This window comes from Cohnella zeiphila (assembly GCF_014212055.1).
Classification (GTDB): domain Bacteria; phylum Bacillota; class Bacilli; order Paenibacillales; family Paenibacillaceae; genus Cohnella; species Cohnella zeiphila.
This window is the reverse complement of the sequence record NZ_JACJVO010000032.1, coordinates 378,127-403,157: the sequence shown is the minus strand read 5'-3', so window position 1 is coordinate 403,157 and position 25,031 is coordinate 378,127. Positions and strand designations below refer to the sequence as shown.

General features: G+C 59.4%; 20 protein-coding genes and 1 riboswitch. Of the genes, 2 read left to right on the top strand and 18 right to left on the bottom strand.

The features are described 5' to 3' along the window. Positions 1–42 precede the first annotated feature (42 nt). Positions 43–570 (bottom strand): GNAT family N-acetyltransferase, encoded by a 528-nt coding sequence (locus H7C18_RS25815; RefSeq protein WP_185131980.1) that lies wholly within the window; start codon positions 568–570, stop codon positions 43–45. Positions 571–719: 149 nt separating this feature from the next. Then, a complete protein-coding gene (locus H7C18_RS25810) occupies positions 720–1,643 on the bottom strand; it encodes a phytanoyl-CoA dioxygenase family protein (RefSeq protein WP_185131979.1) in 924 nt (307 codons plus the stop codon). Between the two features lie 158 nt (positions 1,644–1,801). On the opposite strand from H7C18_RS25810, the gene H7C18_RS25805 reads away from it, so the two are divergent. Next, positions 1,802–2,680 (top strand): helix-turn-helix domain-containing protein, encoded by an 879-nt coding sequence (locus H7C18_RS25805; RefSeq protein ID WP_185131978.1) that lies wholly within the window; start codon positions 1,802–1,804, stop codon positions 2,678–2,680. A gap of 72 nt (positions 2,681–2,752) precedes the next feature. Here the strand turns inward: H7C18_RS25805 and H7C18_RS25800 are convergent, their stop codons facing one another. Next, a complete protein-coding gene (locus H7C18_RS25800) occupies positions 2,753–3,175 on the bottom strand; it encodes a VOC family protein (protein WP_185131977.1) in 423 nt (140 codons plus the stop codon). Positions 3,176–3,375: 200 nt separating this feature from the next. On the opposite strand from H7C18_RS25800, the gene H7C18_RS25795 reads away from it, so the two are divergent. Continuing rightward, complete coding sequence (locus H7C18_RS25795; RefSeq protein ID WP_185131976.1) at positions 3,376–4,263, top strand: sigma-70 family RNA polymerase sigma factor; 888 nt, start codon at positions 3,376–3,378, stop codon at positions 4,261–4,263. A 73-nt stretch (positions 4,264–4,336) separates the two neighbouring features. On the opposite strand, the gene H7C18_RS25790 is transcribed toward H7C18_RS25795, so the two are convergent. From H7C18_RS25790 to H7C18_RS25720, 15 genes are all read right to left on the bottom strand, one after another. Beyond that, positions 4,337–4,843, bottom strand: coding sequence for a YybH family protein (locus H7C18_RS25790; RefSeq protein WP_185131975.1), 507 nt, complete (start codon positions 4,841–4,843; stop codon positions 4,337–4,339). Between the two features lie 2 nt (positions 4,844–4,845). After that, positions 4,846–5,412, bottom strand: coding sequence for a TetR family transcriptional regulator (locus H7C18_RS25785; RefSeq protein WP_185131974.1), 567 nt, complete (start codon positions 5,410–5,412; stop codon positions 4,846–4,848). 192 nt (positions 5,413–5,604) lie between these two features. After that, positions 5,605–6,420 carry an alpha/beta fold hydrolase gene (locus H7C18_RS25780; RefSeq protein ID WP_202887438.1) on the bottom strand — a complete coding sequence of 272 codons (816 nt, stop codon included), beginning with the start codon at positions 6,418–6,420 and terminating at the stop codon, positions 5,605–5,607. Positions 6,421–6,655: 235 nt separating this feature from the next. Further along, positions 6,656–7,183 carry a nucleoside-triphosphatase gene (locus tag H7C18_RS25775; RefSeq protein ID WP_185131972.1) on the bottom strand — a complete coding sequence of 176 codons (528 nt, stop codon included), beginning with the start codon at positions 7,181–7,183 and terminating at the stop codon, positions 6,656–6,658. Positions 7,184–7,544: 361 nt separating this feature from the next. Continuing rightward, positions 7,545–10,880 (bottom strand): Ig-like domain-containing protein, encoded by a 3,336-nt coding sequence (locus H7C18_RS25770; protein ID WP_185131971.1) that lies wholly within the window; start codon positions 10,878–10,880, stop codon positions 7,545–7,547. A gap of 267 nt (positions 10,881–11,147) precedes the next feature. Then, positions 11,148–11,696 carry a cob(I)yrinic acid a,c-diamide adenosyltransferase gene (cobO, locus tag H7C18_RS25765; protein ID WP_185131970.1) on the bottom strand — a complete coding sequence of 183 codons (549 nt, stop codon included), beginning with the start codon at positions 11,694–11,696 and terminating at the stop codon, positions 11,148–11,150. After that, on the bottom strand, positions 11,680–13,461 hold the full coding sequence (locus H7C18_RS25760; RefSeq protein WP_185131969.1) for a cobyric acid synthase: 1,782 nt from the start codon (positions 13,459–13,461) through the stop codon (positions 11,680–11,682). The genes cobO and H7C18_RS25760 overlap by 17 nt, the downstream gene beginning before the upstream one ends. Next, positions 13,458–14,654, bottom strand: coding sequence for a threonine-phosphate decarboxylase CobD (gene cobD / locus H7C18_RS25755; protein WP_185131968.1), 1,197 nt, complete (start codon positions 14,652–14,654; stop codon positions 13,458–13,460). The genes H7C18_RS25760 and cobD overlap by 4 nt, the downstream gene beginning before the upstream one ends. 19 nt (positions 14,655–14,673) lie before the next feature. Then, positions 14,674–15,492 carry an adenosylcobinamide-GDP ribazoletransferase gene (cobS, locus tag H7C18_RS25750; protein ID WP_337913901.1) on the bottom strand — a complete coding sequence of 273 codons (819 nt, stop codon included), beginning with the start codon at positions 15,490–15,492 and terminating at the stop codon, positions 14,674–14,676. Further along, on the bottom strand, positions 15,468–16,442 hold the full coding sequence (cbiB, locus tag H7C18_RS25745) for an adenosylcobinamide-phosphate synthase CbiB (protein ID WP_185131967.1): 975 nt from the start codon (positions 16,440–16,442) through the stop codon (positions 15,468–15,470). Before cbiB ends, cobS begins: the two co-directional genes overlap by 25 nt. Next, a complete protein-coding gene (gene cobU / locus H7C18_RS25740; protein ID WP_185131966.1) occupies positions 16,439–17,005 on the bottom strand; it encodes a bifunctional adenosylcobinamide kinase/adenosylcobinamide-phosphate guanylyltransferase in 567 nt (188 codons plus the stop codon). The genes cbiB and cobU overlap by 4 nt, the downstream gene beginning before the upstream one ends. Before the next feature lie 42 nt (positions 17,006–17,047). Next, a complete protein-coding gene (gene cobT / locus H7C18_RS25735) occupies positions 17,048–18,097 on the bottom strand; it encodes a nicotinate-nucleotide--dimethylbenzimidazole phosphoribosyltransferase (protein WP_420481885.1) in 1,050 nt (349 codons plus the stop codon). Positions 18,098–18,787: 690 nt separating this feature from the next. Next, positions 18,788–19,714, bottom strand: a complete 927-nt coding sequence (locus tag H7C18_RS25730; RefSeq protein WP_185131964.1) for a heme ABC transporter ATP-binding protein — start codon at positions 19,712–19,714, stop codon at positions 18,788–18,790. A gap of 821 nt (positions 19,715–20,535) precedes the next feature. Next, positions 20,536–20,735, bottom strand: a riboswitch (cobalamin riboswitch). A gap of 88 nt (positions 20,736–20,823) precedes the next feature. Next, positions 20,824–23,370, bottom strand: a complete 2,547-nt coding sequence (locus H7C18_RS25725) for an NHL repeat-containing protein (RefSeq protein ID WP_185131963.1) — start codon at positions 23,368–23,370, stop codon at positions 20,824–20,826. Positions 23,371–23,429: 59 nt separating this feature from the next. After that, on the bottom strand, positions 23,430–25,028 hold the full coding sequence (locus H7C18_RS25720) for an extracellular solute-binding protein (RefSeq protein WP_238357946.1): 1,599 nt from the start codon (positions 25,026–25,028) through the stop codon (positions 23,430–23,432). Positions 25,029–25,031 lie beyond the last annotated feature (3 nt).

The following is a 25,031-nucleotide window of genomic DNA, read 5'->3' as shown; positions in this document are numbered from 1 at the left end:
CAAGCGGCTTTTGGGAAAAGGCTCCGAACTCCCTCTTCAAGCTCATTCATTAGATACTTCTTTGCTCAATTTTTTAACGAAAAATAAATTTAGATCGTCATCTACAAGTACCTGTTGGCCGTACTGCAAGTACTCGCCGTTTTTATAAATTCCGTTGCCGTCCGGGACATATCCGCGATTCACGTATAATAGCTGGGCCGCCCCGTAATCTCTGAATAAGCCTACGCCAAGTCCCGAGAACTCTGACCGCTCGCTGATGATTTCCTCCGATTGATCCATTAGCATTGTACCTATGCCGCGACGCCGGTATTTCACCAATACGTTGAAGTCCTGAATTTCCGGGATATGCCGCTCTTTAAAATAAGGATAATCAGACTCCCATACCACATTTACATAACCCGCAAAATCGCCCTTAACCTTAGCCACCAGCGTCACGCGCTGCCTATTTTCTTGTTCCTCCAGATATTTGAGGAATTGATCTACTGGCTTCTTCCATCCTTGATTACGAAAAGCTTCCGAGATTATGGCAGGATCGCCTTCATTCATCAAACGAATGGCAGTTTCGCCCATTAAGATCACCTCGTTTCTATTCTTGTTCTGCTTATTATAAGTTAATTTCTAACTGGCATCCGGTACAAAACGATTAAATTCAGAAAAAGCCAGCCGATCAAGATGACCGACTGGCGTTGGGCTTCTAGGTCCAAATTTACTTTTTTCGATTAACTGCGCCAATACTTTTGATGAGGATAGCGAAACGTATCCGGCTCCATACGCTCGCCGAGGGCGAATTCCCCGTCCGGACGATAGACGAACGGCTCCTCGCCTTGAGAGTAAGAGACGGCGGCCCGGCGGTCCAAGCACTCGAGCAGCACCTGCTGCTTCAGTTCAAGGTACTCGCGCGTGTGCGGTCCGTAGTTCGATTCGATCTCGCCGGGGCGGAACTCGTAATAGACCGTGCGGCGCAACGGATTGCCGTCTCCCGCGGGGGAACCGTGCAGCACCGTAATGTCGTGGAAAATGGCGTCGCCCGCCTCCATGGGAACCGGAATCGCGTCCTCCGTACTGAATCGGTCGGGTCCATCCCGGTCGATCCGCGCTTTGCACGCCTCCGGCGACCACTTGTTGCTGCCGGGGATGACCCATAAGCAGGTCGCGAGGTCCGCCGGGTCCAAGTAGAAGTCGACGTTAAAAATGGGACGGGGATCCGTACAGCCGGACGGAACCTCCGCATCGCGGTGCCACGGTACGATGATGCCTTCATCCGGCATTTTGAGAACCATCGAGTCCCAAGTCGGAATGAAGTTGCGGCCCTGCAGCCTCTCGACCGAACGCAGAATAAAAGGGTGACCGAGAAGCGCCTTCATCGGATCGCTCTTGTCGATAACATATTCAATGCGGCGCAGGACGTTGCGGCCGGTTTTGCCGCCCGTGCCGTACATGTAGTCCGGGTCGTCCCGGACGCCGGCGGCGCCTTTGGCCGTCTGCTTTTCCATCTCGGCTTGAACGGTCTGAAGCTCTTCTCCCCGAAGCACCCCTTTGACGACAAGAAATCCGTTATCCAGAAAAAAACGGGCTTGCTCTTCCGTTATGCGGCTTTGCGTACGCGCATCGGCGTAGAACATCTCAACCTGCGGCTTGCTCATCGAATCGTCTCCTCTTTTTCATAGGGATTGGAGTTTCCTGGTCGTGCTTTCGAGTAAGATTGTATCGAAAACGACGTCCGATGTATTTGGTCCGAACATTGATTCTTGTTGCCGGAATCACTTTCCTTTACGATAGAGGAATCAGGGGGGCGATTGCCATGGTCGATGAAAAGCTGGAACGGTCGGCACCGGGCGGCCTGTCGCCGAGCGAAACGGCTTCGGACCCGCCGGACTTCGATTATCCGCCCTATATCACGCTGGCGCATTTGTTTCATGCACCGAAAGGGTGGGAGATTCGCAACCGGACGATGGGGCAGTTCGTCCTGCAATATGTAGTGGAAGGGAGAGCGGATTACCCGGTCGGCGGGCGTCTGTATTCTACCGTTAAAGGCGACCTGCTGTTCCATCGTCCCGGCGAGCCTCATTCCATCCTGACCTTGGAGGGAGAGCCCTATGTATGTCTATCCTTCGTGTTCCACTTCGGGAAGAGCGAATTCCCGGTACACCGGTTATTCGGAGAGACGCACCTGCTCGGAAACTATGCGGGTACGGAGATCGAAAAAAAACTGAATCGGCTCGTTCTCCTGTACCGGCAGCCGAGTCTTTCCTCGCAGTTGCAAGCGCAGGGCCTGCTGCTTGAGGTGCTCGGGGAGACGGCGGCGGGGCTGAATCGGACGCGGGACGGCTCCGCAGTGGAGGCTCGAACGAAGGCCAAGCTCCTGCTGCTGCAAAATCACATCCGCGAGCATTACGCCGAGAATGTCCAGCACAGCGACCTTGAACATATAGCCGGGCTGAGCCGCAACTATATTATCGTGCAATTCAAGCGGCAGTTCGGTCTAACCCCGATGCAGTACCTGACCTGGGTGCGCATCCAGAAGGCGAGGGAGCTGGCATTGCAGACAAACCTGTCGGTAAGCGAGATCGCAGGCCAAGTCGGATACTCCGACGTCCATACGTTCGGCAGAATGTTCAAGAAAAAAACCGGAACGAGTCTGTCCCAGTTTTGTTCGTCTCTGGTAACGTATAAAGTTTAGCCGCTCGCGTCCGGCCGATAGCTTAACAGCCTGCCGGATCGCCGGCAGGCTGTTTCAAAGCATTTCCTAAGATTACTGACGTTTTGCAAGGATCCGGAACGTGATCCCGAATTTATCCGTCACATTCCCGTAAGCGGGGCTGAAGAAACTTGCTTGCAGCGGCTCGTTCACTCGTCCGCCTTGCTTCAAAGCTTCGAAATATTGGGCAGCCTTTTCTTTGTCGTCGGTTTGAACGACGATGGTGATTTGCGTTCCCTTCTCATAGGCGCTGCCGGTAACATGGTCGGAAATCTGCAGTTCGGAATCGCCGATTTTCAAGACGGCATAATTCACCCAGTCCTTCTTTTCCGGCGGCAGCGGAGCTTCCGGATTTTCCGGCATGTCTCCGAACCGAAGCATATAGGCGACCTTGGCATCCAACGCCTTCACGTATAAATCGATGGCCTCATTCGCGCTTCCGTTCATTTCAAGAAAAGGAATCAAATTCGTACTCACAATCATCATCTCCTAGGTTTAAATGGATTCAACGGACAAGGCAAACTCTTCTTTCCCCTAGATCGGTTTCCCCTGTCACTGTCTATGTCGTAAGTCATGAAGGAAACGTGACAATCGTTTCGTATGCTTCCGTCACATTTTCAGAATTTCTTACGACAAATAAGTAGATAAATGAGAAACGTAGGGAGGGACTGTGGCGTTTGAACGATCACAACCGGCTGGTCGAACAATTCGAGGCGCATCGGAATCATTTGCAGGCGGTAGCTTATCGGATGCTTGGATCACGGAGCGAAGCGGATGACGCCGTGCAGGAGTCATGGATTCGTCTTACCCGCTCCAATACGGGCGAAGTCGAGAATATGGGGGGATGGCTGACAACCATTGTCTCGAGGGTGTGTCTGGATATGCTGCGAACGCGCAGGACGAGACGCGAGGAGCTCGTGATGCCTAGCGCGCCTGAACCGGTTACCGGTCATCAAGACGGCGGCAATCCGGAGCATGAAGCGCTGATGGCTGACTCTATCGGGAGTGCGATGTTCGTTGTCCTCGAGAAATTGAATCCGGCCGAACGCATCGCGTTCGTGCTTCACGATATATTCGCCTTGTCTTTCTCGGAGATCGCCCCCATTATCGGGTGCAACGAAGCCGCAGCAAGACAGCTTGCGAGCCGCGCCCGCCGCCGGGTTCAGGGTGCCGAATCGACATCGGAAGCAGCGGAGCTTCAGCGAAAAAGAGAGCTTGTCGAGGCCTTCCTCGCCGCGTCGCGCAACGGAGACTTTGAGAAACTGCTCTCGGTATTGGACCCGAACGTCGTCCTTCGAAACGACCCCGTATTCGCACCGGTCGCGAATGTGCCGGTGGTTCGCGGCTCAGAGGCCGTGGCCAAGCAGTTCAAGCATTTCACCGATCGTGCCAGGGGCATGAGGCCGGTGCTCGTGAACGGATCGGCAGGCATCGTCGCGGGCCAATTGGATCAACCGATCTTTATTCTCGAATTCGCGGTCGCGGACGGCAAGATCGCCGAGATCGGCATGATTGCCGACCCGACGCGCCTTCGCGGGCTCGACATCGCCGCTTTGAACGATTGATAAAAAGCACGAAAAACGCATTGTCGCGATCGTAGACAATGCGTTTTTTCATGACCAAAGCACTATGTTTATCTTATGCTCCGCTTACGGCTTTTTGATAGTTACGAAGAAGCAGGCTGTCGTCAATGGATCCATGGTGATGAATTTGTCTCCAACCGACCTCGGAGCCGATATATTGAAAAAAACGGGTAGTCCGAATATTCAGCGGATACGTATCCGAACCGATCCGGTAAGTCCCTCTTTCACGGCCGGCAAATACGGCATGCTCGGAGGACGAATACAGAATGATGTCGTGGAACTCAACCGTCACAAACACGTTCCCTCGGAAGACTTTTCTATACAACTCCTCAATATCTTCCGCTCCCCTCATGATGCCGCCTAGCGGATTATTAAGCTGAATCAACGGATGATCGAGCCACACCTCGGTAAACAAGCTTAGATTGCGAGTATTAAACGCATGGTAAAATGTATCCAATACCGCCATAGCGCCTTCTATCGAAGGAACGTTTCCTTCATCGAGGCGGTTTCGGCTTCCGGCGAACACGGCAGAATCCAGAGACTCGATATGGAAAGTAGACATGGTTATGACCTCGCTTCCATGAATTCAATCATCGACAGTATTCCGCTTGTGGCAGCTTCCATTTGATTAGGATCTTTCCGTGCCCTGGAAAGAACGTATCCTCCTTGTACGGCAGCCGTTATCGCTGTTGCCAGTTGCGCTGCATCCGCCTTCGGCGGAAACGCTCCTTCCTGCTGAGCCAATTGCAGTAGGAAAGCCAGTTCTTGTTGCAAACGGGCGAAGTATTCGGAAATAGGTGGCATCAAAGTATTTTGAGTGACCGATATCTCTTGCACGAGTTTGCCAATACGGCAACCGCGAAGCGCTTCTCTCGGCTGCTTTAAATAGTCTTTAACGCGTTCAAGCGGGGGCTTATCCGCCTCAACCAAGGCACTCAGCGCATTTTGCATGTCGTCTGATATTTCGCGTACCGCTTGAGCCGCCAAACTTTCTTTACTTTCAAAATGGTGATAAAAGCTCCCTTGCCCAACGTCGGCCTTCTTCTGAATATCCTTCGGACTCATCGCCTCATACCCATAGTCCCAAAGCAAATCCTTGGTTGCCGATAGCAGGCGTTCCTTTGCGGTCACGAATCAATCCCTCCTTTGTTTTTCATTATACATACTAGTAGGTACAAAAAACAAGCTGCATCTGGAACAAATTTCTTGTGCTGTTGATGTAGCTATCAAGAAACTGCCCCTCCAATGTTAGTTTATGCCTAACAATTGGGGAGCAGTTTATTGATTGGCAGAAGGAATCGGGGACACTCCGGTACCTTTTTGTCATTTTTTTAATGCAAACTCCAATAAGTCGTCGTTAAGGCGCTGCATATGAGTGATGTACAACCCGTGCGGAGCGTTCTCATAGACGACGAACTGATTGTTCGGCAGCAGCCGCGAGGCAACCATGCCCGACATCTCGATCGGGAAGGAGCAGTCCTTGTTACCGTGAACAATCAGCGCCGGGAGCGAAATGTCACGAAGTTCCTCGCGAAAATCCGTCTCGATAACCGCCAGATTGCAATCGAGAATCGCCTTGAGAGAGGTCTGACGCATATCCGCCTTGGTCCATTCAACGATTTCGGGGGAGACGGAGCAGCCGGGCAGACCAGCTCCGAAATACGGGCCTTCGTTCTCAAATAGCCAACGGGGATAATCCCTTTTCCACATCGCCCGGCTACTGTCGATCAGTTCCCTGTTGAATCCGTCCGGATTATCCGCGGTTTTGAGCGGGAAGGGAAGGGCCGTTCCGATCAACGCCAGCCTGTCGATACGGCTGCTGCCGTAACGGGTCAAATACCTGACGATCTCTCCGCTGCCCATGGAGTGCGCCGCCAATGTGACCCCGCGCAGATCCAAATGATCGAGAAGTGAAGCAAGGTCGTCCGCAAGCGTATCGTAATCATAACCTCCTCCCGGATCGTCCGAACGGCCGTGGCCGCGTCTGTCATAGGCGATGCAGCGAAGACCTTTCGTACTCAGATCAATCATTTGATAGCTCCACATCTCGGAGCTCAGCCCCCACCCGCTAATAAACACGACAGGATTTCCCGTCCCCCACTCTTTGTAGTAGAGACGGGTCGCATCCTTGGTTTCCATGTAAGGCATCGTTCATTCCTCCTCGGGGGGTCTCTTTAACTTTCTGCAGCATGCGCTTTGATCGGGAAACGCTTGATCTGTGTCAAGTATAGGCCGCTCTGGCGCCATCATCAATGCAATGCGCGTTACCGTTGCGTTAAGCGGGACTTAACAATAACGCCGGTTTGCTCGGCACGAAGATATTGCTGTAAGCATCGGGCGAAGTATTTCTCGCTGAGTAGCCTTTAATTTAAAACTACAATAGCTTAAGTAAATCATTCGCCGCTGTTTCTATTGTTAACTCTCGATTTTCCTCGTTCAGATGATAAAGTTTGATACCGGGAAGATTTTTTATTTTATCGATGCCAGGATGACTGTCAACGCAAATTGTCCCCAAAATCACATATTGGCCGCTCGAAATCGCTTCCTGGATCATATTTTCAAAGGAGGCTGATAACATTTGCATAAAACCGATCTCGTCGATAACGGTAATCTTCTTTGTTTCCAGCGAATGTCTCGCAGCGGTTAACGCGATGTTTTCGAAGGCGTCGATGTCTACCCCGTATCTCCCTACTCTTAGCGAACTTTCGCTATCAACGCTTGCAATACGAGCAGCCCCGCCGAGAAGGGACACGCATTGAAAACCGATGCGATCCGTAGAGTTACGGATTTCTTCCGTATAAAAGCCTCCAAAATGCTCAGGGCCAATCTTTTGAATCATATGCTTGATTGCCGTCGATTTCCCGACACGGGGTTTTCCGGTTAACAATAAACATTTATCCAAGTCTTCACTCTCCCGATACGACTAGAAAGGAAATGGCGGGCATCAAACACTCCGCTCCGCCTCAACTATGGGAAAACCTCCCGCTAATTTTTGCAAATCCTATCGATTAGCAGGGTCAAAGGGAAAACCTCCCGCTAAACTGGCTCGTTGGCTTCTTTTGAGGAGTTTGGCATGCAATAACGGGAGGTTTTCCTTTTAATCCTTTCTTCTAGCGGCTTTCACTTCTATTTAGAGGGAGAAATTCCTGCTGGTTCTAAAAAAAGAGCCCCCGTCCCCGCCCAAGCAGGCGGTTTCGGAGGCTTCTACACACCCGGCGCGGGGTGAGACGGCGGTTTCCCGCTTTCTCCCGTTGAGCCGAAGCTTACTGAACGCCGAACGTCGCGACTTGATCCTCGTCGGGCGGCAGATTGTTGTAATCCTTGATCGCGTTCGCTCCGGCGGAGCTGAGCTGCAGGTCGCCGATCTGGCCCGCGGTCAGTGCCGGGACGGTCAGCACGATGGTCTGGCCTTGAAGCGAGCCTGCGGTCGGATGCACGTCATGGCCGTTCACTTCGATGTCGAAGAAGTCGGTTTGATCCTTGTAGCCGCGAATCCCTTCGCTGAACGCGATGCGGATTTGCGTCCCTTTCGCCGTGACGCCTGCGATGGCGGGCGCGGCCTCCGTCAAGTTTGACGAGTAGAAGGAGACGCCGCCGTTCGTCGGCAGTTTCGCGCCTTGGTCGTCGGCGACTTGGCCGCGGCTCTGATCGTACGTCAGCCGGAACTGATCGTTCGACTTCAACCGCTGCCCCTTCGTCGAATCGAGATAGATCGTCAGCTTGGTCCGGTCGCCCGACATGACGTAGACGGAGTCCTGGTCGGGACGAATGCCGATGTCGTCCTGATCCGTTACGTCTTCGAGCGAGAAGCCTTTGCCGTTCCCGATCTGCACCGGCTCGCTGAATTGAACCGCCAGCGTATACCGGTCCAGCGCGGAAGCTTGGGTAACCTGCGGCGCCTGATTGGCCGAGGACGATCCCGTGAACACGACCTGGTAAGGCTCGCTGCCATCCTTCGTCCGGATGGCGTTCCAGCCGGCGGCGTCGGTGATTCCGCTTTTGAACTGCAGCCGGTACGTCCGGCCTGCTTGCATCTCATCGTCCAGATAAAGGGTCGCTTCGGTCACGACGAGGTTCGGATCGCTGACGCTGACGGAAGAGATTCCGATAGCGGAGCCGTCTTCCCGCAGCAGGCGGAACTGCGAAGCCGCGACGTTGCGGACCGGCTCGCTGAACGTCACCTTGACGGCGGTGTTGTTGACGGAGACCGCTTGCGTCGCGACGGGATCCGCGTTCTCGGCGGGCGTACCCGCGAATTTCTTCACGTTCGCGCCGTCGTCCGTATTCAGTCCGTCCACGCCCGTGACGCGGCCGATATACACCTTCCCGGCCTCGAACAAGTTCGGGTTCGGCTCCTTGTCGGTACGGAACTGAACCGTGAGGACGGAATCCGTTCCGCTCTTGCGGGACACGTATGCGTCCCAGCCGCTCGACTGCTCCGACCCGTCTCCCGCAAGAATGGCCAGCTGCGCCGAGCCGACGTCCGCATCGGTCACCCCGCGGCTGAACGTAACCTGGACCGTGTTCCGGTTCAGCGCGTTCAATTCCTGCAGCAGAACCGTACCGCCGTACTCGGAATCGACGCCGACGAACGACAGCTCATTGTGGTCTTCATCGACGGCAAGGCCGCTCAGATCCGTCACCTGCCCCAGCGTCAGCGTGTAGATCCGGCCTGCGGTCTGGGAGGCGGTCGTCAGCGTCACCGTGCGGCGAGCGTCGTCATACACGGCGCTCTGGGGAGCGCCAAGCCCTCCGTCGATCGAATAGTTCCGGACGTTGGACGCCGAAGCGGCGTTCAGCCGTTCGCTGAAAGTAAGAACGACTTGCTTGACGCCCGGCCGGACGGAGACCGCGTACGGCGGGATCCGGTCCACGATGCCTCCGAAATAAAGATCGTCCCGGTAATCCATCTCGTTGCCCGCCAGGTCGGAGATGCCTCCGATGCTGAGCCGATAGAGCACGCCGTCCTGCTGCGACGTCGTCGTCAGCGTCACGGTATCTCCCGCATCGTTCAGCGAGGCGAACGTCGCCTGCAGCCCGTGGTCGATCGAATAGTTGGCGAGGCTCGTCGCTTCGCTCGGATTCACTTTCTCGCTGAACTTCACTTGAAGCGTCGAATTGTCCTCGGCCTCGACGGACAAAACCGTCGGCTTCGTATCATCGGTGAATCCGGTGAACGTGAAGTCCCGCGAGTTCATCACGTTGCCGGCCAGGTCGGCGATATCGCGGATGGTGAGCGTATACGACTGGCCGTCCTTCTGCTGGCTCGTGTAGAGAAGAACCGTCGAACCGTCGGTGTCGAGCGTCGCCCGTCTGACTTTCAAGTTGCCCGTCAACCGATAGTTTTTCGCGTTCGTCGCGTCTTGGGAATCGACCCTCTCGCTGAAAACGATCTTCAGCGAAGAATTGCCCAGATTGTCGACCGACTTGACGGTCGGCTTCGTTCGGTCCGCGATTCCGGTGAACGACAGGTTCGTCTGCGTGTTCATGACGTTGCCCGCCAAATCCGCGACGCCCCATACGGTCATCTGGTAGGTAACCCCTTGCTTCTGGCCGGCGGTGCCGATCGTGACGGTCTTGCCGTCGGCGGACAGCGAGAACGTCTTCAGATCGAGGGTGCCGGCCGTGATCTGATAGTGGCTCGGATCGGTCGCGGACGCGTAAGTGACCGGCTCCTGGAACGTAATCTGCAGCGTCCCGTTCGCGCTGTTGGTCAAAGACGTAATATACGGCCTTGTCACGCTTGGCGGCGTGACCGGAGGAGTCGGGTTCGAGATGGCCGTGTAGCGCCAGCCGTCTCCGTCGATGTAGAGCGTATGGATGATGCCCGGCGTCTCGTAGCCGGTCGTGAGCGTGATGCTCTTGCCGTCCGTGGACAGCGTCGCCTGCAGGATCGAGATCGTTCCGCCCTGCTCGTTCTTCAGCGAGAAATGCGAGGTGTCGGCTTTGGACACCGCCTGATTCAGCGTAACGAGCAGCGTCGTGTTATTCAGCGGCTGCACGGTATTCACCGACAGCAGACCGCCGTTCATCTGTTGGTAAGCGGTATAGGCCGCCTCCACCAGCAAGCCCCGCGAAGCCTGCACCGTATAGTTCGGCAGCGTCGGGATGAACTGGTGATCGAGCGCGATGCTGACCGCGCCCCGGGCCCAGAGCGACGTTTTGCCGGTCACCTGGGTCGAACCGACGCCCTCATACCCATAGGCCCTCACGAGCACGGTCGCGAGCTGCTCAACCGTTACCGTGGAGAGCGGCGAAAATTTCCCGTTGCCGGTTCCTTGCATGAGGCCCGCCTTTGTAACGGCCTCGATGTTCGTGTACGACCATCTGGATTTGAGCACGTCGGAATAAGTGGCTTTCGCCGGATTCTCTTCCTTGAGCGACCACAAGCGGAACAGGATGGCGGCGAATTGCTCGCGCGTCATCGGATCGTTCAGTCCGGCGCTTCCGTCGCCGTAACCCGTGAAGATCCCTTTGTCCCTCAGGAAATCGAACTTCTGCTGCGTCGTCATCGAATCCGCGCTCGCGCTCGCTGCGACAGCCGGCAGACAAAGCGCGAGCAGCAGGACGGCGATCAGCACCTTGCGCAATCCTTTCATGGCATCTCCTCCCTTTCGCCTCCCGCCGGGAGCGATCGGCGAATCGTGATGCATGTAAAACGCGGGAAGGATACGTAATGTTTCGGTTTGAAGATCATTTTTTTTATCGTGGAAAAGCCCAATTTTTCGCGTGGTTATAAGCTTTTCCCACAAAATAAAACCCTCCGGAGGGAGGGTCTAAGAGAGTGGGCAAAGAGGATTATAGAGACATTTCGGAGCATTTTGTTGAGGGGGCGCGGAAAAAATTTTTTCGACTCTCCGAATCTCTCACATTTCGATGCCCATAACGGCCGGAACGCCCTCGTCGTAATAGTGCTTGATCGGCTTCATCTCCGTGACCAGATCGGCTGCGGCGACGACGTCCGGGTGCGCGCCGCGTCCCGTCAGCACCAGATGCATTCCCTGCGGGCGATTGCGGATGGTCTCCAACACGTCCGCAAGCGGCAGCACGTCGTCCACCGGAAAACGATCGATCGCGAGCGCGTTGTTGATTTCGTCCAGAACGATCAGATCGGCGGAGGCGGACAGGATTTTCTCCCTGGCGTAACGCCAGGCTTCGCTTAACGCGGCACGATGCTCTTCCGGCGTTTTCGTCCAGGTGAACCCGACGCCCGTCTGCACGATCCCGATGCCCAATTTGGCCAAAACGAGCTTCTCTCCGTACGTCCGCTGAGGAGACTTGATAAACTGCACGATCAGCACCCGCTTGCCGCGGCCCGCGGCCCGAATCGCCAGGCCGACCGCCGCCGTCGTCTTGCCTTTGCCGTCTCCCGTATAAACGAGCACCAATCCTCGTTCCTTACTCGGCGCCGCCATGCTCTTGCCCTCCTTGAACGATGTGATAAATACGCTCCATATCCAAGTGCTTGCGGACGTGATCGGCCAGCCGGTCGAACGCCCGCTCTCGGCTCTCGGCGTATGCGGCCTCCGTCGCTGCCGGCGGAAGGCCCTTGTCCCGGCGAAGCTCGTTCAACCAGAAGCGCCGAAACCCGTCATTGTCGAAAATACCGTGCACATACGTGCCCCATAACCGTCCGTCCGCCGAAACGGCGCCGTCCTCGCGAGCCTCGCCCGTTCCGTCCGCATTCCGCAGCTGAAGGAGCGGCCGAAGGCCCGGGTCTTCGCTTTCCGTAACGCCCATATGAATCTCGTACCCGGCGACGGGGAAGGCGGGGGTGTTGCCAGCACGTTCTTCGGGGCCGCCATGAGCGCGGGCATCGAGTCCGGTGTCGGCACGGATGCCGCCGGCTGCTCCCGGTGCGTCCGTCGGGCCGTCGCACGACTCTTCGCGCCCGGTATCGGGACGGTAGCCGGATCCGATGAGGCTGGCCGCGGAGCCTTCATGGTCTCGTGCGCCGCGCCCAGCCTCCGCTCCGAAGCCGGAGCCCGGCCAACCGGCGGTCGTTCCGACGATGCGCACCGTGCGCTTCTCCCGCTCGAAGCGGGTGGACAGCGGCAGCAAGCCGAGTCCCGGCGTAAGCGGCCGTTCGGACTCCACGCCGTCCGGGTCGAGCAGACGCTGTCCCATCATCTGGTACCCGCCGCAAATGCCGGCCACCCGGCCTCCCCTTTCCGCGAAGGCGAGCAGCTTCGCTTCCAGCCCGATTTGGCGCAGGAAGGCGAGATCTTCGGCGGTGTTCTTGCTGCCGGGGAGGACGACCGCGTCGGGGCTTCCCCACTCTTCGGGCGACGTCACGAACCGGACCCGGACGTCCGGCTCGGCCGACAGCGCGTCGATGTCGGTGAAGTTGGAGATGCGAGGGTAGCGCGGCACGGCGATATCCAGCGGCCGACTCGCTGCGGAGGCGGTCTCGGACCGGCCGTCCAGCGAGGCCGAGTCCTCGTCCTCCAAGCCAAGGTTCGGCAGGTAGGGAACGACGCCGAGCACCGGCTTGCCGATTCGCTCCTCCAGCCAGTCCAGCCCCGGCTTCAGAAGCGAGACGTCTCCGCGGAATTTGTTGATGACGATGCCTTGAACCCGCTCGCGTTCATGCGGCTCGAGCAGCTCCAGCGTGCCGACGATGGACGCGAACACGCCGCCGCGATCGATGTCGGCCACCAGAAGGACCGGCGCGTCCGCCCACCCGGCCAGCCGCATGTTGACGATGTCGCGGCTCTTCAGGTTGATCTCGGCGGGGCTTCCCGCCCCTTCGATCACGACGACGTCGTAGGCGCCGCGCAGCCGGCCGAGCGCCTCCCGGACGATGCCTTCCGCCACCGGAAGGTAGCTCTCGCGGTACGTCCGCGCATCGAGATCGCGATACGGCTTCCCATGCACGACGACCTGCGACGCCATCTCCCGGGTCGGCTTGAGCAGAATCGGGTTCATGTCGGTCGTCGCCGGAATGCCGCAGGCGTCCGCCTGCATCCCTTGGGCGCGCCCGATCTCTTTGCCGTCCGGCGTCACGTACGAGTTGTTGGACATGTTCTGCGACTTGAACGGCGCGACCCGATACCCGTCCTGCCGGAAAATCCGGCAGAGCGCGGCGGTCAGAACGCTTTTGCCGACATCCGACGCGGTTCCTTGCAGCATGAGCGTTCTCGCCGCCGGACGATCGCGTTCCCGGTCCGAAGCCGTCATCGGCGGCCGCCTCCTTCGTTCAGCGCCTGTTCCAGCTCCCGCAGGAACCGGCCGTTCTCCTCCCGCAGCCGGACCGCCATGCGGAAATGCCGCTCGGTCAGGCCCGGGAACAGCGAAGCGTCGCGAACGAGGATCCCCCGGCGCCCCAGCCGGTCCTGCAGCTCCAGGACGGTCAGTCCCGCTTCTTCCGGCAGCTCGCCCAGCAGGTAGTTGACCTCGCCGGGACATACCCGGATGCCGAGAGCGCTCAGCCGATCCGCGAGCCACGGCTTCTCCTCCCGCAGCCAAGCGCGCGTCCGCTCCGCGTACCCGGTCTCGTCCAGCACCGCTTCGCCGATTCGCTGGGCGAGAAAGTTGACACTCCACGGCGGCTGCAATTCCGTAAGTTCCGCGACCGTTCGCGGATGAGCGACCAGGAAGCCGAGCCGAATGCCGGGAATGGCGTAAAACTTCGTCATCGAGCGGAACACGACGAGCCGCTCCGATTCCGCCGCCTCGCGAATCAGCGAGCGTTCCTCTTCGTCTTCCACGAAGTCCATGAACGCCTCGTCCAGCAGCAAATCTGCCGGGCCTTCCCGCAGCCGGCGAATCGTCTCGTCGGGCACGAGCCGGCCGGTCGGGTTGTTCGGGTGCCCGAGGAAGACGACATCCCCTTCGCTCAGGTCGCGGATCGCGGCGGATGCGGCCTCGGCGGCAAGGCCGTCGGCCGGTAGGTTTGGCGCATCGGCGAGACTCTCGGCCTGGGCTGCGCGTCTCCGGTCATATCGGTTCGGCCCGACGTTCCCCAGCTCGGCGGAAAAATCCCGTTCCGCGTCCAGCCGCCATTCCCGGATCGGAACGCCCGCTTTGCTCAGCGCGTCTCCGTACTCCTTGAACGACGGCTGCGCGAGCAGCGCCGAGCGCGGCTTCAGGCCGCGAACGGCCAGATCGATCAGCTCGGCCGCCCCGTTGCCGACCAGAATGGCGTCGGCCGGAATCCGGTACGTCCGGGCCAGCTTGGCGCGCAAAGCGCGCACCGCCGGGTCGGGATAGCGCGCGATGTCCCGCCAATGGTCGCGGAAAACGCGTTCCACCGATGCCGGCGGTCCGAACGGGTTCATATTGGCGCTGTAGTCGAGCCACCCTTCCGGCGGGCGGCCGAACCGCTCCTCGGCGGTGATCCAGTCCCCGCCGTGTCCGTACTTCTCCAGCATACCGGTCAACCTCCTCGGGTCATGCGTTATAGACGAAAGTGACGGCGCCGAGCAGCAGCGCCAGCTCGATGCACTCGTTCAGCGCGCCGTACACGTCGCCCGTCAGCCCGCCCAGCTTGCGGCTGGCGGCGGCCGCCAGCGGCGCGCCGAGGCCGTAAGCGATCGGCGGCGCGGCCGCGATCGCCGGGCTTCCGGCGGCGAAGGCAACCGCCGCCGTCGCGATGGCCGCGAGGCCGGCCGCCCAGGCGGCGTGCCTCGCGGAGACCGAGCGGAACAGGCCGCCGAGGCCGCCCGTTCCGGCATCTTGCGCGCGGGCATACGGCCAGCCCGCGATCGCCGTCGTCAGGAACGCCCGGCTCCACACGGGCGTTGCGATCAGAGCCGCCGCCAGGAAGCCGGGTCCGGCGGCGGCCAGCAGGCTCGCGAGCAGCGAAGCCCGCAGCAGCACGGCCAGCGCGCCGGCCATAACGCCCATCGCGCCGACGCGGCTGTCCTTCATAATCTCCAGCATCCGCTCGCGGGAGCGGTGACTGAGCAGGCCGTCCGCCGTGTCCATCAGCCCGTCCATGTGCAGCCCGCCGGTGAGGCCGATCCAGAAAGCGGTCGCCAGCACCGCGGCCACCCACGGCGGCAATACGTTTCGAAGCAGCACGGCGAGCGCAGCCAAGAGCAAACCGATGACAAGCCCCGCGAGCGGAAAACAGACCGAGCTCCGCCGAAAATCCGCGTCCATTCCTTCCTCCGAACGCGGAACGGACGGCATCGGCAGTCGCGTCAGGAACTGCATCGCATCTACCCAAGCCCGAAAGCTTTTCACCAAACCGCCAGCAAGCCGCACAGCAATCCCCCCGCGATCCAATAGCTCACTCCGTACAGCATCCCGACCGCGGACACGATGTCGTCCGCCCGCAGCTCCCGGGTCGGCCACCCCATGCGCGCCCGTTCGCTCACGACGCCGCCGTACCGGTTCGTGCCTCCGAGCTCGATGCCGAGCGCCCCGGCGACGGCCGATTCCGGAATTCCGCTGTTCGGGCTTGGATGCAGCTTGGCGAACCGGCGAATCGCCCGAAGGGACGCGGACGCCGAGGCCCCTTTGCGCACCGCCGCAGTAAGCGCGAGCAGCCAGCCCGTAAGCCGCGCCGGAATCCAGTTCAGCACGTCATCGAGCCGGGCCGACGCCCAGCCGAAATCGCGATATTTCTCGTTGCGGTACCCCACCATCGAATCGAGCGTGTTCGCCGCCCGGTACAGCATGGCGAGCGGGGCTCCTCCCAATAGCGCGAAAAACAGCGGCGACACGAATGCGTCCACCGTATTTTCCGCCACCGTCTCGACGGCCGCTCGGGCCACTTCCTTTTCGCTCAAATCCCCGGTGTCCCGGCCGACGATCCAGCCGACCTTCTCCCGCGCCTCGGCCAGATCTCCCTTTACAAGCGGATTGTATACCCGGTAAGCCGCCTGCTTCAGCCCTTTGACCGCGAACGTCGTCGAGACGAGCCAAACGTTCGCCGCGAGCCCCAGCCACGGATGAAGGAGCCCGGCCAGCGCCACAGCGGCCCATGCCAGCGCTCCGGACGATGCCGTCACGGTCAACGTAAGCGCCGTTCCTCTCAAGCGGGCCGCCGCCGAAGGGAGTCCGTTTCGCAGCAGCCTTTTTTCCAGGAACGAGATCAGTTTGCCGATGCCGACAACCGGGTGCGGCAGCCGGGCCGGATCGCCGACCAGCCAGTCGACGGCGATCGCCAACAGGGCGATCAGGACCGTTTCCCGCCACGAATGAAAAATCATGAGCGCTCGTCCGGCCAACGGTACGCGATGCTTTTCAACTCGACGGGAATTCCCGCCGTTACGAGAAATACCTGATCGCTCGCCGCGGCGACCCTCTGGTTCGTCAAGCCGGCCAAGTCGCGATACAACCGGCCGAGCGGATATTCGGGCACGATGCCGTCCCCGACTTCGTTCGTCACCAGAACGACATGGCCGGAATGCCCGCGCAGCGTGTCGGCCAATTCGTCCACTTGCTCCAGCACGCGGCGCGACGCTTCTTCCTCCGCGTCATCCTTGCGAAGGAGCACGTTCGTCAGCCACAGCGTCAGGCAATCGACCAGGACGACCGGCTCCCTTTCCGTCCGCTTCAGAACGCCGACCAGATCGAGCGGTTCCTCTATCGTCTCCCAGCGAAAATCCATCTCCGCCCGCCGCCCGCGATGCCTTGCGATCCGCTCCCGCATTCCGTCGTCCAATGCCTGCGACGTCGCCACATAAATGCCCCGATCCGCCTTGCGCGCCGCATATTGCTCGGCGAAGGCGCTTTTGCCGCTGCGGGCCCCGCCGGTTACCATCGCGATCATGACCGCGTTCACGCTCCTCTTCCGTTACACGCTTTTCTCCGCTCAGCTCTCCGATACGCCCGCGCTGTCGAACGTCGCCATCTTGTTCAGCACCTGAACGGCCGCGTCCAGCAGCGGGAAGCATAGAGCCGCCCCCGTTCCTTCCCCGAGCCGCATGCCCAGATGCAGCAGCGGGTCCAGGCCGAGCTGCCCGAGCGCCAGCCGATGTCCCCTTTCCTCGGAAAGGTGCGAGGGAATGAGATAAGCTTGCGCGGCCGGGACGAGCCGGCAGGCGACGAGCGCCGCCACCGTCGAGATGAAGCCGTCGATCACGACGGGCAGCCGGTTCGCCGCCGCCCCGATGACGAGGCCGGCCAGCCCGGCAATCTCCAGCCCGCCAACTTTGGCGATCACGTCCAGCGGATCTTCGCTGTCGGGCCGGTTCGTCCGGATTGCGCTCGCGACCGCTTCCCGCTTGCGAACCAGGCCCGCCTCGTCGACGCCCGTTCCCCGGCCGACGACATCTTCCGGCTCCAAGCCGCAGAGTGCCGCCAGCATCGCCGAGCTCGGCGTCGTGTTGCCGATGCCCATCTCGCCGGTCGCCAGCACTCCGACTCCTTGGGCCGCCAGCTCCTCCGCCAGTCCGATTCCGGCCTCGACCGCCCGAACCGCCTCTTCCCGGGTCATCGCCGGCCCCCGGACGATGTTCGCGGTTCCCGCCCGCACGTTGCGGGAGATCAGGCGCTCGTCCTTCAACTGCGCCTTGATCCCCATGTCGACGCATACGACGTCCGCTCCGGCCTGTCCGGCCAGAACGTTGATCGCCGCTCCCCCGTTCAGAAAATTAAGCACCATCTGCCCGGTCACTTCCTGCGGGAACGCGCTGACCCCTTCTTCGCAGACGCCGTGATCCCCGGCCATGACGACTACCGCCTTGCGGACGACCGCAAGCTCGCTCGTTCCGGCAATACCCGCAAGTTGGACCGCCAGCTCCTCCAGCCGCCCCAAGCTTCCCGGCGGCTTCGTCAACCGGTCCAATCTGCGCCGCGTTTCCTCCATTGCCCGCTCGTCCAGCGGTCTTACCGCTTCGATGGCCTTTTGCAGCTTTTCCATCATTCATTCCCCCAAATGTCTCTCATGTCGCTTTGGTTGCAAACTTCCGCTCTAACTTCACTTCGTGCGCTTACAGCTCGCTTCTCCGCGCTTCTGCCGCTCTAACTCCACTTCGTGCGCTTACAGCTCACTTCTCCCGCGCATCTGACTCTCTAACTCCACTTCGTGAGCTTACAGCTCACTTCTCCCGTGCTTCTACCGCTCTAACTCCACTTCGTGCACTAACAGCTCGCCTATCCGCCACTTCTGCCGCTTTAACTTCGCCTCGTGCACTTACAGCTCACTTCTCCCGTGCTTCTGCCGCTCTAACTCCACTTCGTGTACTAACAGCTCGCCTATCCGCCACTTCTGCCGCTTTAACTTCGCCTCGTGCACTTACAGCTCGCCTATCCGCGCTTCTGCCGCTCTAACTTCACTTCGTACACTTACAGTTCGCTTCTCCGCGCTTCTTCCGCTCTAACTCCACTTCGTGCGCTTACAGCTGGCTTCTCCGCGCTTCTGCCTCTCTAACTTCACTTCGTGCGCTTACAGCTCGCTTCTCCCGTGCTTCTGCCGCTCTAACTCCACTTCGTGCGCTTACAGCTGGCTTCTCCGCGCTTCTGCCTCTCTAACTTCACTTCGTGCGCTTACAGCTCGCTTCTCCCGTGCTTCTGCCGCTCTAATCGCGTCCCGCCGCATTCGGCTCCAAGCTTAATCTTCCGTTCCCGGCATCCAGCCGCCCGGCTGCAGAAGCACCTGCGGTACGCCGCGAACCGGATGCGTCGTCAGGATCGGCGCGATGCCGTACACTTCGGCCAGCCGTTCCGCGGTCAGCATCTCCGCCGGCGTGCCGATGCCGGCCACTCGGCCGCGATGAAGCAGCAGCAGCCGATCGCAATACAGCGCCGCCAGGTTCAGATCGTGCAGCACCGCGATGACCGTCAGCCTCGCTTCGTCCTGCCACTCCCGAATCCGGTCCATCAGCTGAATTTGCCGCCCGATATCCAGGTACGTCGTCGGCTCGTCCAGTATCAGCAGCTCCGGTTCCTGCGCCATCACCTTGGCCAAGGCGACCCGCTGCTTCTCTCCGCCGCTCAAGTGCTCCAGCGTGCGGCCCGCCATCCGGCTCAAGCCGAGCTTCCGCATAATCGAATCGATTCGCTCTTCCGAGTCCTCCGTTTCGTCGCCGAGCCAATTCTGGTGCGGATAACGCCCCATCTCGACAACCTCCCGCACCGTAAAACCGACCGGAGGAAGCGTCTCCTGCTCCAGCACCGCCATCCGGCGGGCCAGTTCCTTCCGTCCGTAGGCGCCGAGCGGCCGGCCCGCAAATCGAACCGCCCCATCGTCCGGCGCTTCGACGCCGGAGAGCAGCTTCAGCAGCGTCGATTTCCCGCTTCCGTTCGGGCCGATGATGCCGAAGCACTCGCCAGACTGCACCGAGAACCCGACGCCGTCCAGAACAGGCGATCGATCGTATCGCTTGCCGATTTCTTCGGCCTCGAGCGCCGCCTGGTCCCAATTTACCGTAGCAGGCTTCGCTTCAACCTCCGCTGCCTTTATCCCGGTTGCCGGTTCCGTAACGTAAGCCTTCTTCACCCCGAACCTCTGTCCCCGATAACCGACGTTTGTACTCATATGTCCCTCCCCTAGAGTCCTGTGACCGCCGTCCTCGCCTTTCATCGTTCGCCCGCCGTGTCTAGTTCCGTTAATGTGAGTAATCCAGCTACACTCTTTCGCCCACCGAGCCTACATTCCGCCCATGTGAGTAATCTGATTACTCTCTTTCGCCCATCGCGCCAAACTTCCGCCAATGTGAGTAATCCAGTTGCTCTCTTTCGCCCACCGCGCCAACATTCCGCCAATGTAAGTAACCTGTTTACTCTCTTTCGCTCACCGCGCCTACATTCCGCCAATGTAAGTAACCTGTTTACTCTCTTTCGCCCATCGCGCCAACATTCCGCCAATGTGAGTAATCCAGCTACTCTCTTTCGCCCATCTCGCCTACATTCCGCCCATGTGAGTAATCTGATTACTCTCTTTCACCCACCACGCCTGCATTCCGTCAAAGTGAGCAATCTGTTTACTCTCTTTCGCCCACCGCGCCAACATTCCGCCAATGTAGTAACCTGTTTACTCTCTTTCGCCCCTCACACCGCCACAAGCTAATTGGAACGGCAGCAACAAGCTCTATTCTCAGCTTGCCCTGTTTGTCAACGGCGGAAAAGAGAAGGAGCCCCATACCCGCTCCTCCCCTGCGTCACCTTTCCGCCTCGCGCGAAAAAGAAAAACCCCCTGCTTCCGTCGGGAAACAGGGGGTCGGCTACCAGGCGAGTTCAAATCGAAGCGAGGGCGGAGTCGGAGCCCTCTTGCTCGGAGCGGGCTCGCTTCGCCGCCTATTCGGCGAAAGCGCCTCACGCGTCGATTCCTGATTCAGCCGGTCCTTTCCGCGAAGGGCCTTCAGGCTATGCGAGTAGGCAGGTTTCCTGACTGTCGGGTATAGAGCCCCTCTCGCCTTCCCATTCCATTCCCGGAACAGTGGCATCTTGCAGAGGGATCCCCGATTCACAGTGGCGGGACCGTGCCGGATTTACGCCGGCTTCCCTTTTAACCCACGCCTCGTCGGTCGAGGCAGGGCACCTACTTGCTTGGCAATATTCATAGTCGCACAAAAAATCGCTTGACGAAATTATAGCCCATCCTCGCCCGGAAAGGTAGTTTTTCTTTTCCAACGCCGGTTCCGTCCGTCAGAAGGAGTATCGCCACAACGAGGTGTCATCCTTGCGGTAATACAAGTTGCCGTCCTTGTCGGCCGCCAGCATGTCGGCGCCGCCGGCAGACTGCAGGACGGTCACTTCCTTGCTCGCCTTATTGAGCTTGAACAAGTATTTGTTGCCGATCGTGCCGTAAAGGTTCTCGGGATCCTTCGCGACCGACACGAGATCCGCGTCCCTGTAGGTGCCGCCCGGATAAGTCACGTCGGCAAACTTCTCTTCCATGTATTCGAACTCGGCGGTTGCCGGGTCGAACACGAACAGATATCCTTCGGCGAAGCCCCACAGCTTGCCGTCTACCGGAATCAGCTCCGTAATCGCGGTCAGCTTCTTGCCCGACGGGGTCGGGGGCAGGCTGTATTCGGCCGTTTTGACGCCCGCGACCGGGTCGTAAGCGAACAGCTTCGCTTCGGTCTGCGACGGAACGCTCTCCAGTCCGCCCCGGATCGTCGTGCCGCCGTACAGCGTTCCGTCCAGATAAGCGAGCGAGATAATGCTTTGGTCGGTGACGATGTTTTTGTGCACGGTCGTCGTTCCGGTCGCGTAATCGTAGACGGACAGGGCTCCCGGCAGCGCTCCCGTCTTGCCCGTCGTGCCCATAAAGACGCGGTTATCGCCGTAAGCGATCGCTTTGGGACGGTCTTGGTCGTACCCCGACGTACCGATGAGAAGCTTCGGGTTAGTCCCCGGCGACCATGCCTGCGACGGGTCGTATTCGTACAGCTGCCCGCCCGGATACACGCCCAGATACAGCTTGCCGTTGAACGATTCGATCTTGTCGATCTGGTTGATCGGGGCGAAGACGTACTCCGGCTGGCCGTCGTTGGCGTCCCCGGCGAAGGGGATGTACCGGCCCAAGCCTCCCGTCAAGTAAGCGCTCGTGTAGATGCTCCCGTCCGGACCGGCGCCGATGCTGTTGATGGCCCCCGGAATCCGCGGCGATCCTTCGACCCGAGCCATGCGGAAGGCGCCGTTCTGCGGGTTGTATTTCATCAGATACGTCTCGTTGTTCGTAGAGCACAGAGCGACGAGCGTCTCTCCCGGAAAATCGCCCTGATCCTCCAGCGTGACCCACCCGAACCGCTGAACGCGTCCGGGAACGGTCTCCTCGATCGGGGTCACCGTTGCCGAAGCGATATCGTAGCGGGCCAGCTTGCCCGATTGGATCAGATAGACGCCGCCGTTCCGAGCCGGCGACACGCGGGGAGTCGTTCCCGTAATCGCGGCTTCCTCCGTCGTCTTCACGCTGCCGTCCGGCTGAACGTCGACGCGCAGGACGACGATGTATCCGCCGATCGAGACGAAGACCCGGTCCCCCTCGTATTCGACGGCTCCCGCCAGCGTGATATTGGAATACGCGGCGGGCAAAATATCGCTCATTTGCCCGGTGGCGTGGTCGTACCGGACGAGCGAAGCGTTCGCGCCGACCGCCAGGTAGGAGACGTCATGAACGGCATCGTACGCCAGCGCTCTCGTATAAGAAATGTTCCGGCCGGGCGGCGCATAGACCGGCATGCCGCCGATTTGGGAGAAGCCGCTCGCCGGGTCGTATTGGAAAAACCCCGCATGATTGTAAGTGCCGCCGTATACTTTGCCGTCTCGGCCCGCCGCGAGATCGTAAACGTACGACTCGCCGGGAATCGCCTGTCCCAGATCGGTCAATGCCGCCGCGCCGGGCACGTATTTGTACATTCTCCCGTTCGTGTAAGCCCCCAAGTAGACGGTTCCGTCCGTTGCGGTCGCCGTAGCCCAGACGCCGGTCGGACGGGCGCCGTCGGCCGGGAGCGTCACCGAGGTCGCGACGCTCTCCGTATCGGCGTCGATGACTTGCATCACGGGCAAGTCGTTGGCGTTGCCGGTGACGACGGAATAAATTTTGTCCTGGTTGGCCCCGTTGCCGAATGTCGATCCGAGCGGAGCGGCGCCTCCGACCTGAACGCCAAGGTCCGTAAACGATGAAGTGAAGCGCACGCGATCCCAATAAGCCGTACCGGTGTTGATCTTGTCCGAATAGAGGAGGACAGCGGCATAGGCCGTGCCCGCGGGCGCTTCCATGCTTGCCTGTACGGGAGACCAGGCGCCCGTGACGGGCGCGACCGCGACGGCCTCGTCCAGCAAGCTGCCGGCGTCGCTATAGTAACGAAGATGCAGCTCGCTCTCGCCGCTAAGAGATTTCACGTCGGCGTAGGCGATATAGGTCGTGCCGGCGGCGGCGGACAGTTTGCCGCTCTCCAGCCCATAGGCTCTCGAATTCTTGGTATCGGTCATCTTGACGCTGTGCGTCCCGTCGGTAGAGCTATCGCTCGAGACTTGGAAGCCGCTTCCGCGGTCGTCTTGATCATTCCCGTTATCCTTATCCGTCACGGGCATCCAGCCATTCAAATCTTGTTCAAAGCTGAAGTCGGTCGTCGGAATATCCGCCGCTCTCGCAGAATGCCCGGGCAAACTCCCGGCCATGATCACCGTCGCGGCAAAGATCAAAATTCCCAGCTTCAGCACCTGATTCAGCTTGTTCGCCATTCTCCTCAACCCTTCCTCCGATACTGAATGAGATAGACCGATGACCTACGCCGGAACCGCTAGTTGCTCCAACCCTCCTTGGCGTCTTTGATTCGAATGTTCGCATTGATCTCCTGAATGAGCTGCTCGCCGCCCATGGCCTTCCATTCCTCGACCATCTTGTCCCAGTCGGATACCGGACGCTGGCCGGCGATCATCTTGGTCTGTTCGTCGTACAAATATTTCGTCAGATCGGCGCCCTTGGCCAGCTCCGTCTCGGAGACCACCCTGTTGTTCGGACTCGTATAATACTTCATGGCGCTGTAGTTTTTCATAATTTCGGAGGTCAATTGACTCAGCTTCGGATTCGAATAGTCCGCGGGATAATTGACATCGGTATCCTTCTCGGGCCAAGCGGTCGAATCTACGAAGTACTCTTGCGGATAGAGTCCCTCCGTGCCGGCCGTACTCTTCAGCACCGCTCGGCCGTCCGCCATATCGTAGCCTTGGCCGACGTTGCCGTTCAGCCAGTCGAAGTCCGGATTTTTGTCGTTCTTCTGGTCGTCGGGGAAAAATTGGCGGCCGTAATCGATCATGTCCAGAATGCGCTTCACCTTCGCCGGATCTTTGCCTGCCTCCGCCGATATCGTCGTAATGCCAAGGAACCCGCGGCCCGCCAACATCCCTTTGGATCCGTCCGGCGCCTGGAACATGTCGAGGGCGACGAATTCCGCGCCCGGATCGATGGCGAGAAGCCCCTCCATGTAGGCCTGGGACATTCCGCGCGGCGTGCCGATGAAGATGCCCGCTTTGCCGGAATAGAACTCCTTGTTCGTATCCGCCCAGTTGAGCGTCGCCATATCGCGCGTAATGGCGCCTTCCTTGAACAGATCGGCGTACATCTGAATGACGTCCTTGCGCGCGTTCGAGATCAACCCGGGGATGAACCGTCCCTGGTCGTCCTTGTGATACCAGGCGGTCGGATCCCAATAAGGACCCTGGGCGAACGCCGGATTGATGGAGGCGCCCATCGCCATGCCGTACGTATCGTTCTTCCCGTTCCGATCGGGATCGTTCTTCGTAAAAGCAAGCGCGACTTGCTTCAATTCCTCATAGCTGGCAGGCGGCTGAAGCCCGAGGTTGTCGAGCCAATCCTTGCGGACGACGGTCGTGAAGCCGAAGCGGGGGTAATATTGCGGGATCGCGTACAGCTTGCCGTCGACCCGGAATTGATCGAGCACGGAAGCCGGGATTCTCTGGAAGGTAGGATAGTCCTTGATGTAGTCGTCAAGCGCCGCGAAGGCTCCCTGCTTGGCGAATTTATGGTAACGGTTCGTCAAATCCCCTCCCTGGAAGGAGACGATGTCGGGAATTTTTCCCGAAGCCAGCACCGTTGCCAGCTTGTCGTCATAGTTCGCTTGAGGAATAAAATTGATTTGGTAATCGATATTGAATTTCTCGTCTATCATCTTGACCCCGCGCCCGTCCGCCGGAGGAACGTCCCCGTAGAAGAAGTCCATCGCCGAAACGGCGATCTTCTTGTCGCCGGCACCGTTACTCGGACTCCCCGCAGCTCCGGACGACGCGGACGATTCCGGCTGGTTCGATGATGAGCACCCCGCCAACGCGACAGCGAAGACAACCATGCAAGCGGCAAAAACCCGCGATTTCTTTTTCAAGGC

Coding starts and splice junctions, on each gene's coding strand:
- H7C18_RS25730 (WP_185131964.1), bottom strand. CDS start 19,714: ATGAGTACAAACGTCGGTTATCGGGGACAGAGGTTCGGGGTGAAGAAG.
- cobO (WP_185131970.1), bottom strand. CDS start 11,696: ATGGCGGCGCCGAGTAAGGAACGAGGATTGGTGCTCGTTTATACGGGA.
- H7C18_RS25805 (WP_185131978.1), top strand. CDS start 1,802: ATGGTCGATGAAAAGCTGGAACGGTCGGCACCGGGCGGCCTGTCGCCG.
- H7C18_RS25815 (WP_185131980.1), bottom strand. CDS start 570: ATGGGCGAAACTGCCATTCGTTTGATGAATGAAGGCGATCCTGCCATA.
- cbiB (WP_185131967.1), bottom strand. CDS start 16,442: ATGATTTTTCATTCGTGGCGGGAAACGGTCCTGATCGCCCTGTTGGCG.
- cobD (WP_185131968.1), bottom strand. CDS start 14,654: ATGCTGGAGAAGTACGGACACGGCGGGGACTGGATCACCGCCGAGGAG.
- cobU (WP_185131966.1), bottom strand. CDS start 17,005: ATGATCGCGATGGTAACCGGCGGGGCCCGCAGCGGCAAAAGCGCCTTC.
- H7C18_RS25770 (WP_185131971.1), bottom strand. CDS start 10,880: ATGAAAGGATTGCGCAAGGTGCTGATCGCCGTCCTGCTGCTCGCGCTT.
- H7C18_RS25780 (WP_202887438.1), bottom strand. CDS start 6,420: ATGGAAACCAAGGATGCGACCCGTCTCTACTACAAAGAGTGGGGGACG.
- H7C18_RS25725 (WP_185131963.1), bottom strand. CDS start 23,370: ATGGCGAACAAGCTGAATCAGGTGCTGAAGCTGGGAATTTTGATCTTT.
- cobT (WP_420481885.1), bottom strand. CDS start 18,097: ATGGAAAAGCTGCAAAAGGCCATCGAAGCGGTAAGACCGCTGGACGAG.
- H7C18_RS25790 (WP_185131975.1), bottom strand. CDS start 4,843: ATGTCTACTTTCCATATCGAGTCTCTGGATTCTGCCGTGTTCGCCGGA.
- H7C18_RS25760 (WP_185131969.1), bottom strand. CDS start 13,461: ATGACGGCTTCGGACCGGGAACGCGATCGTCCGGCGGCGAGAACGCTC.
- H7C18_RS25810 (WP_185131979.1), bottom strand. CDS start 1,643: ATGAGCAAGCCGCAGGTTGAGATGTTCTACGCCGATGCGCGTACGCAA.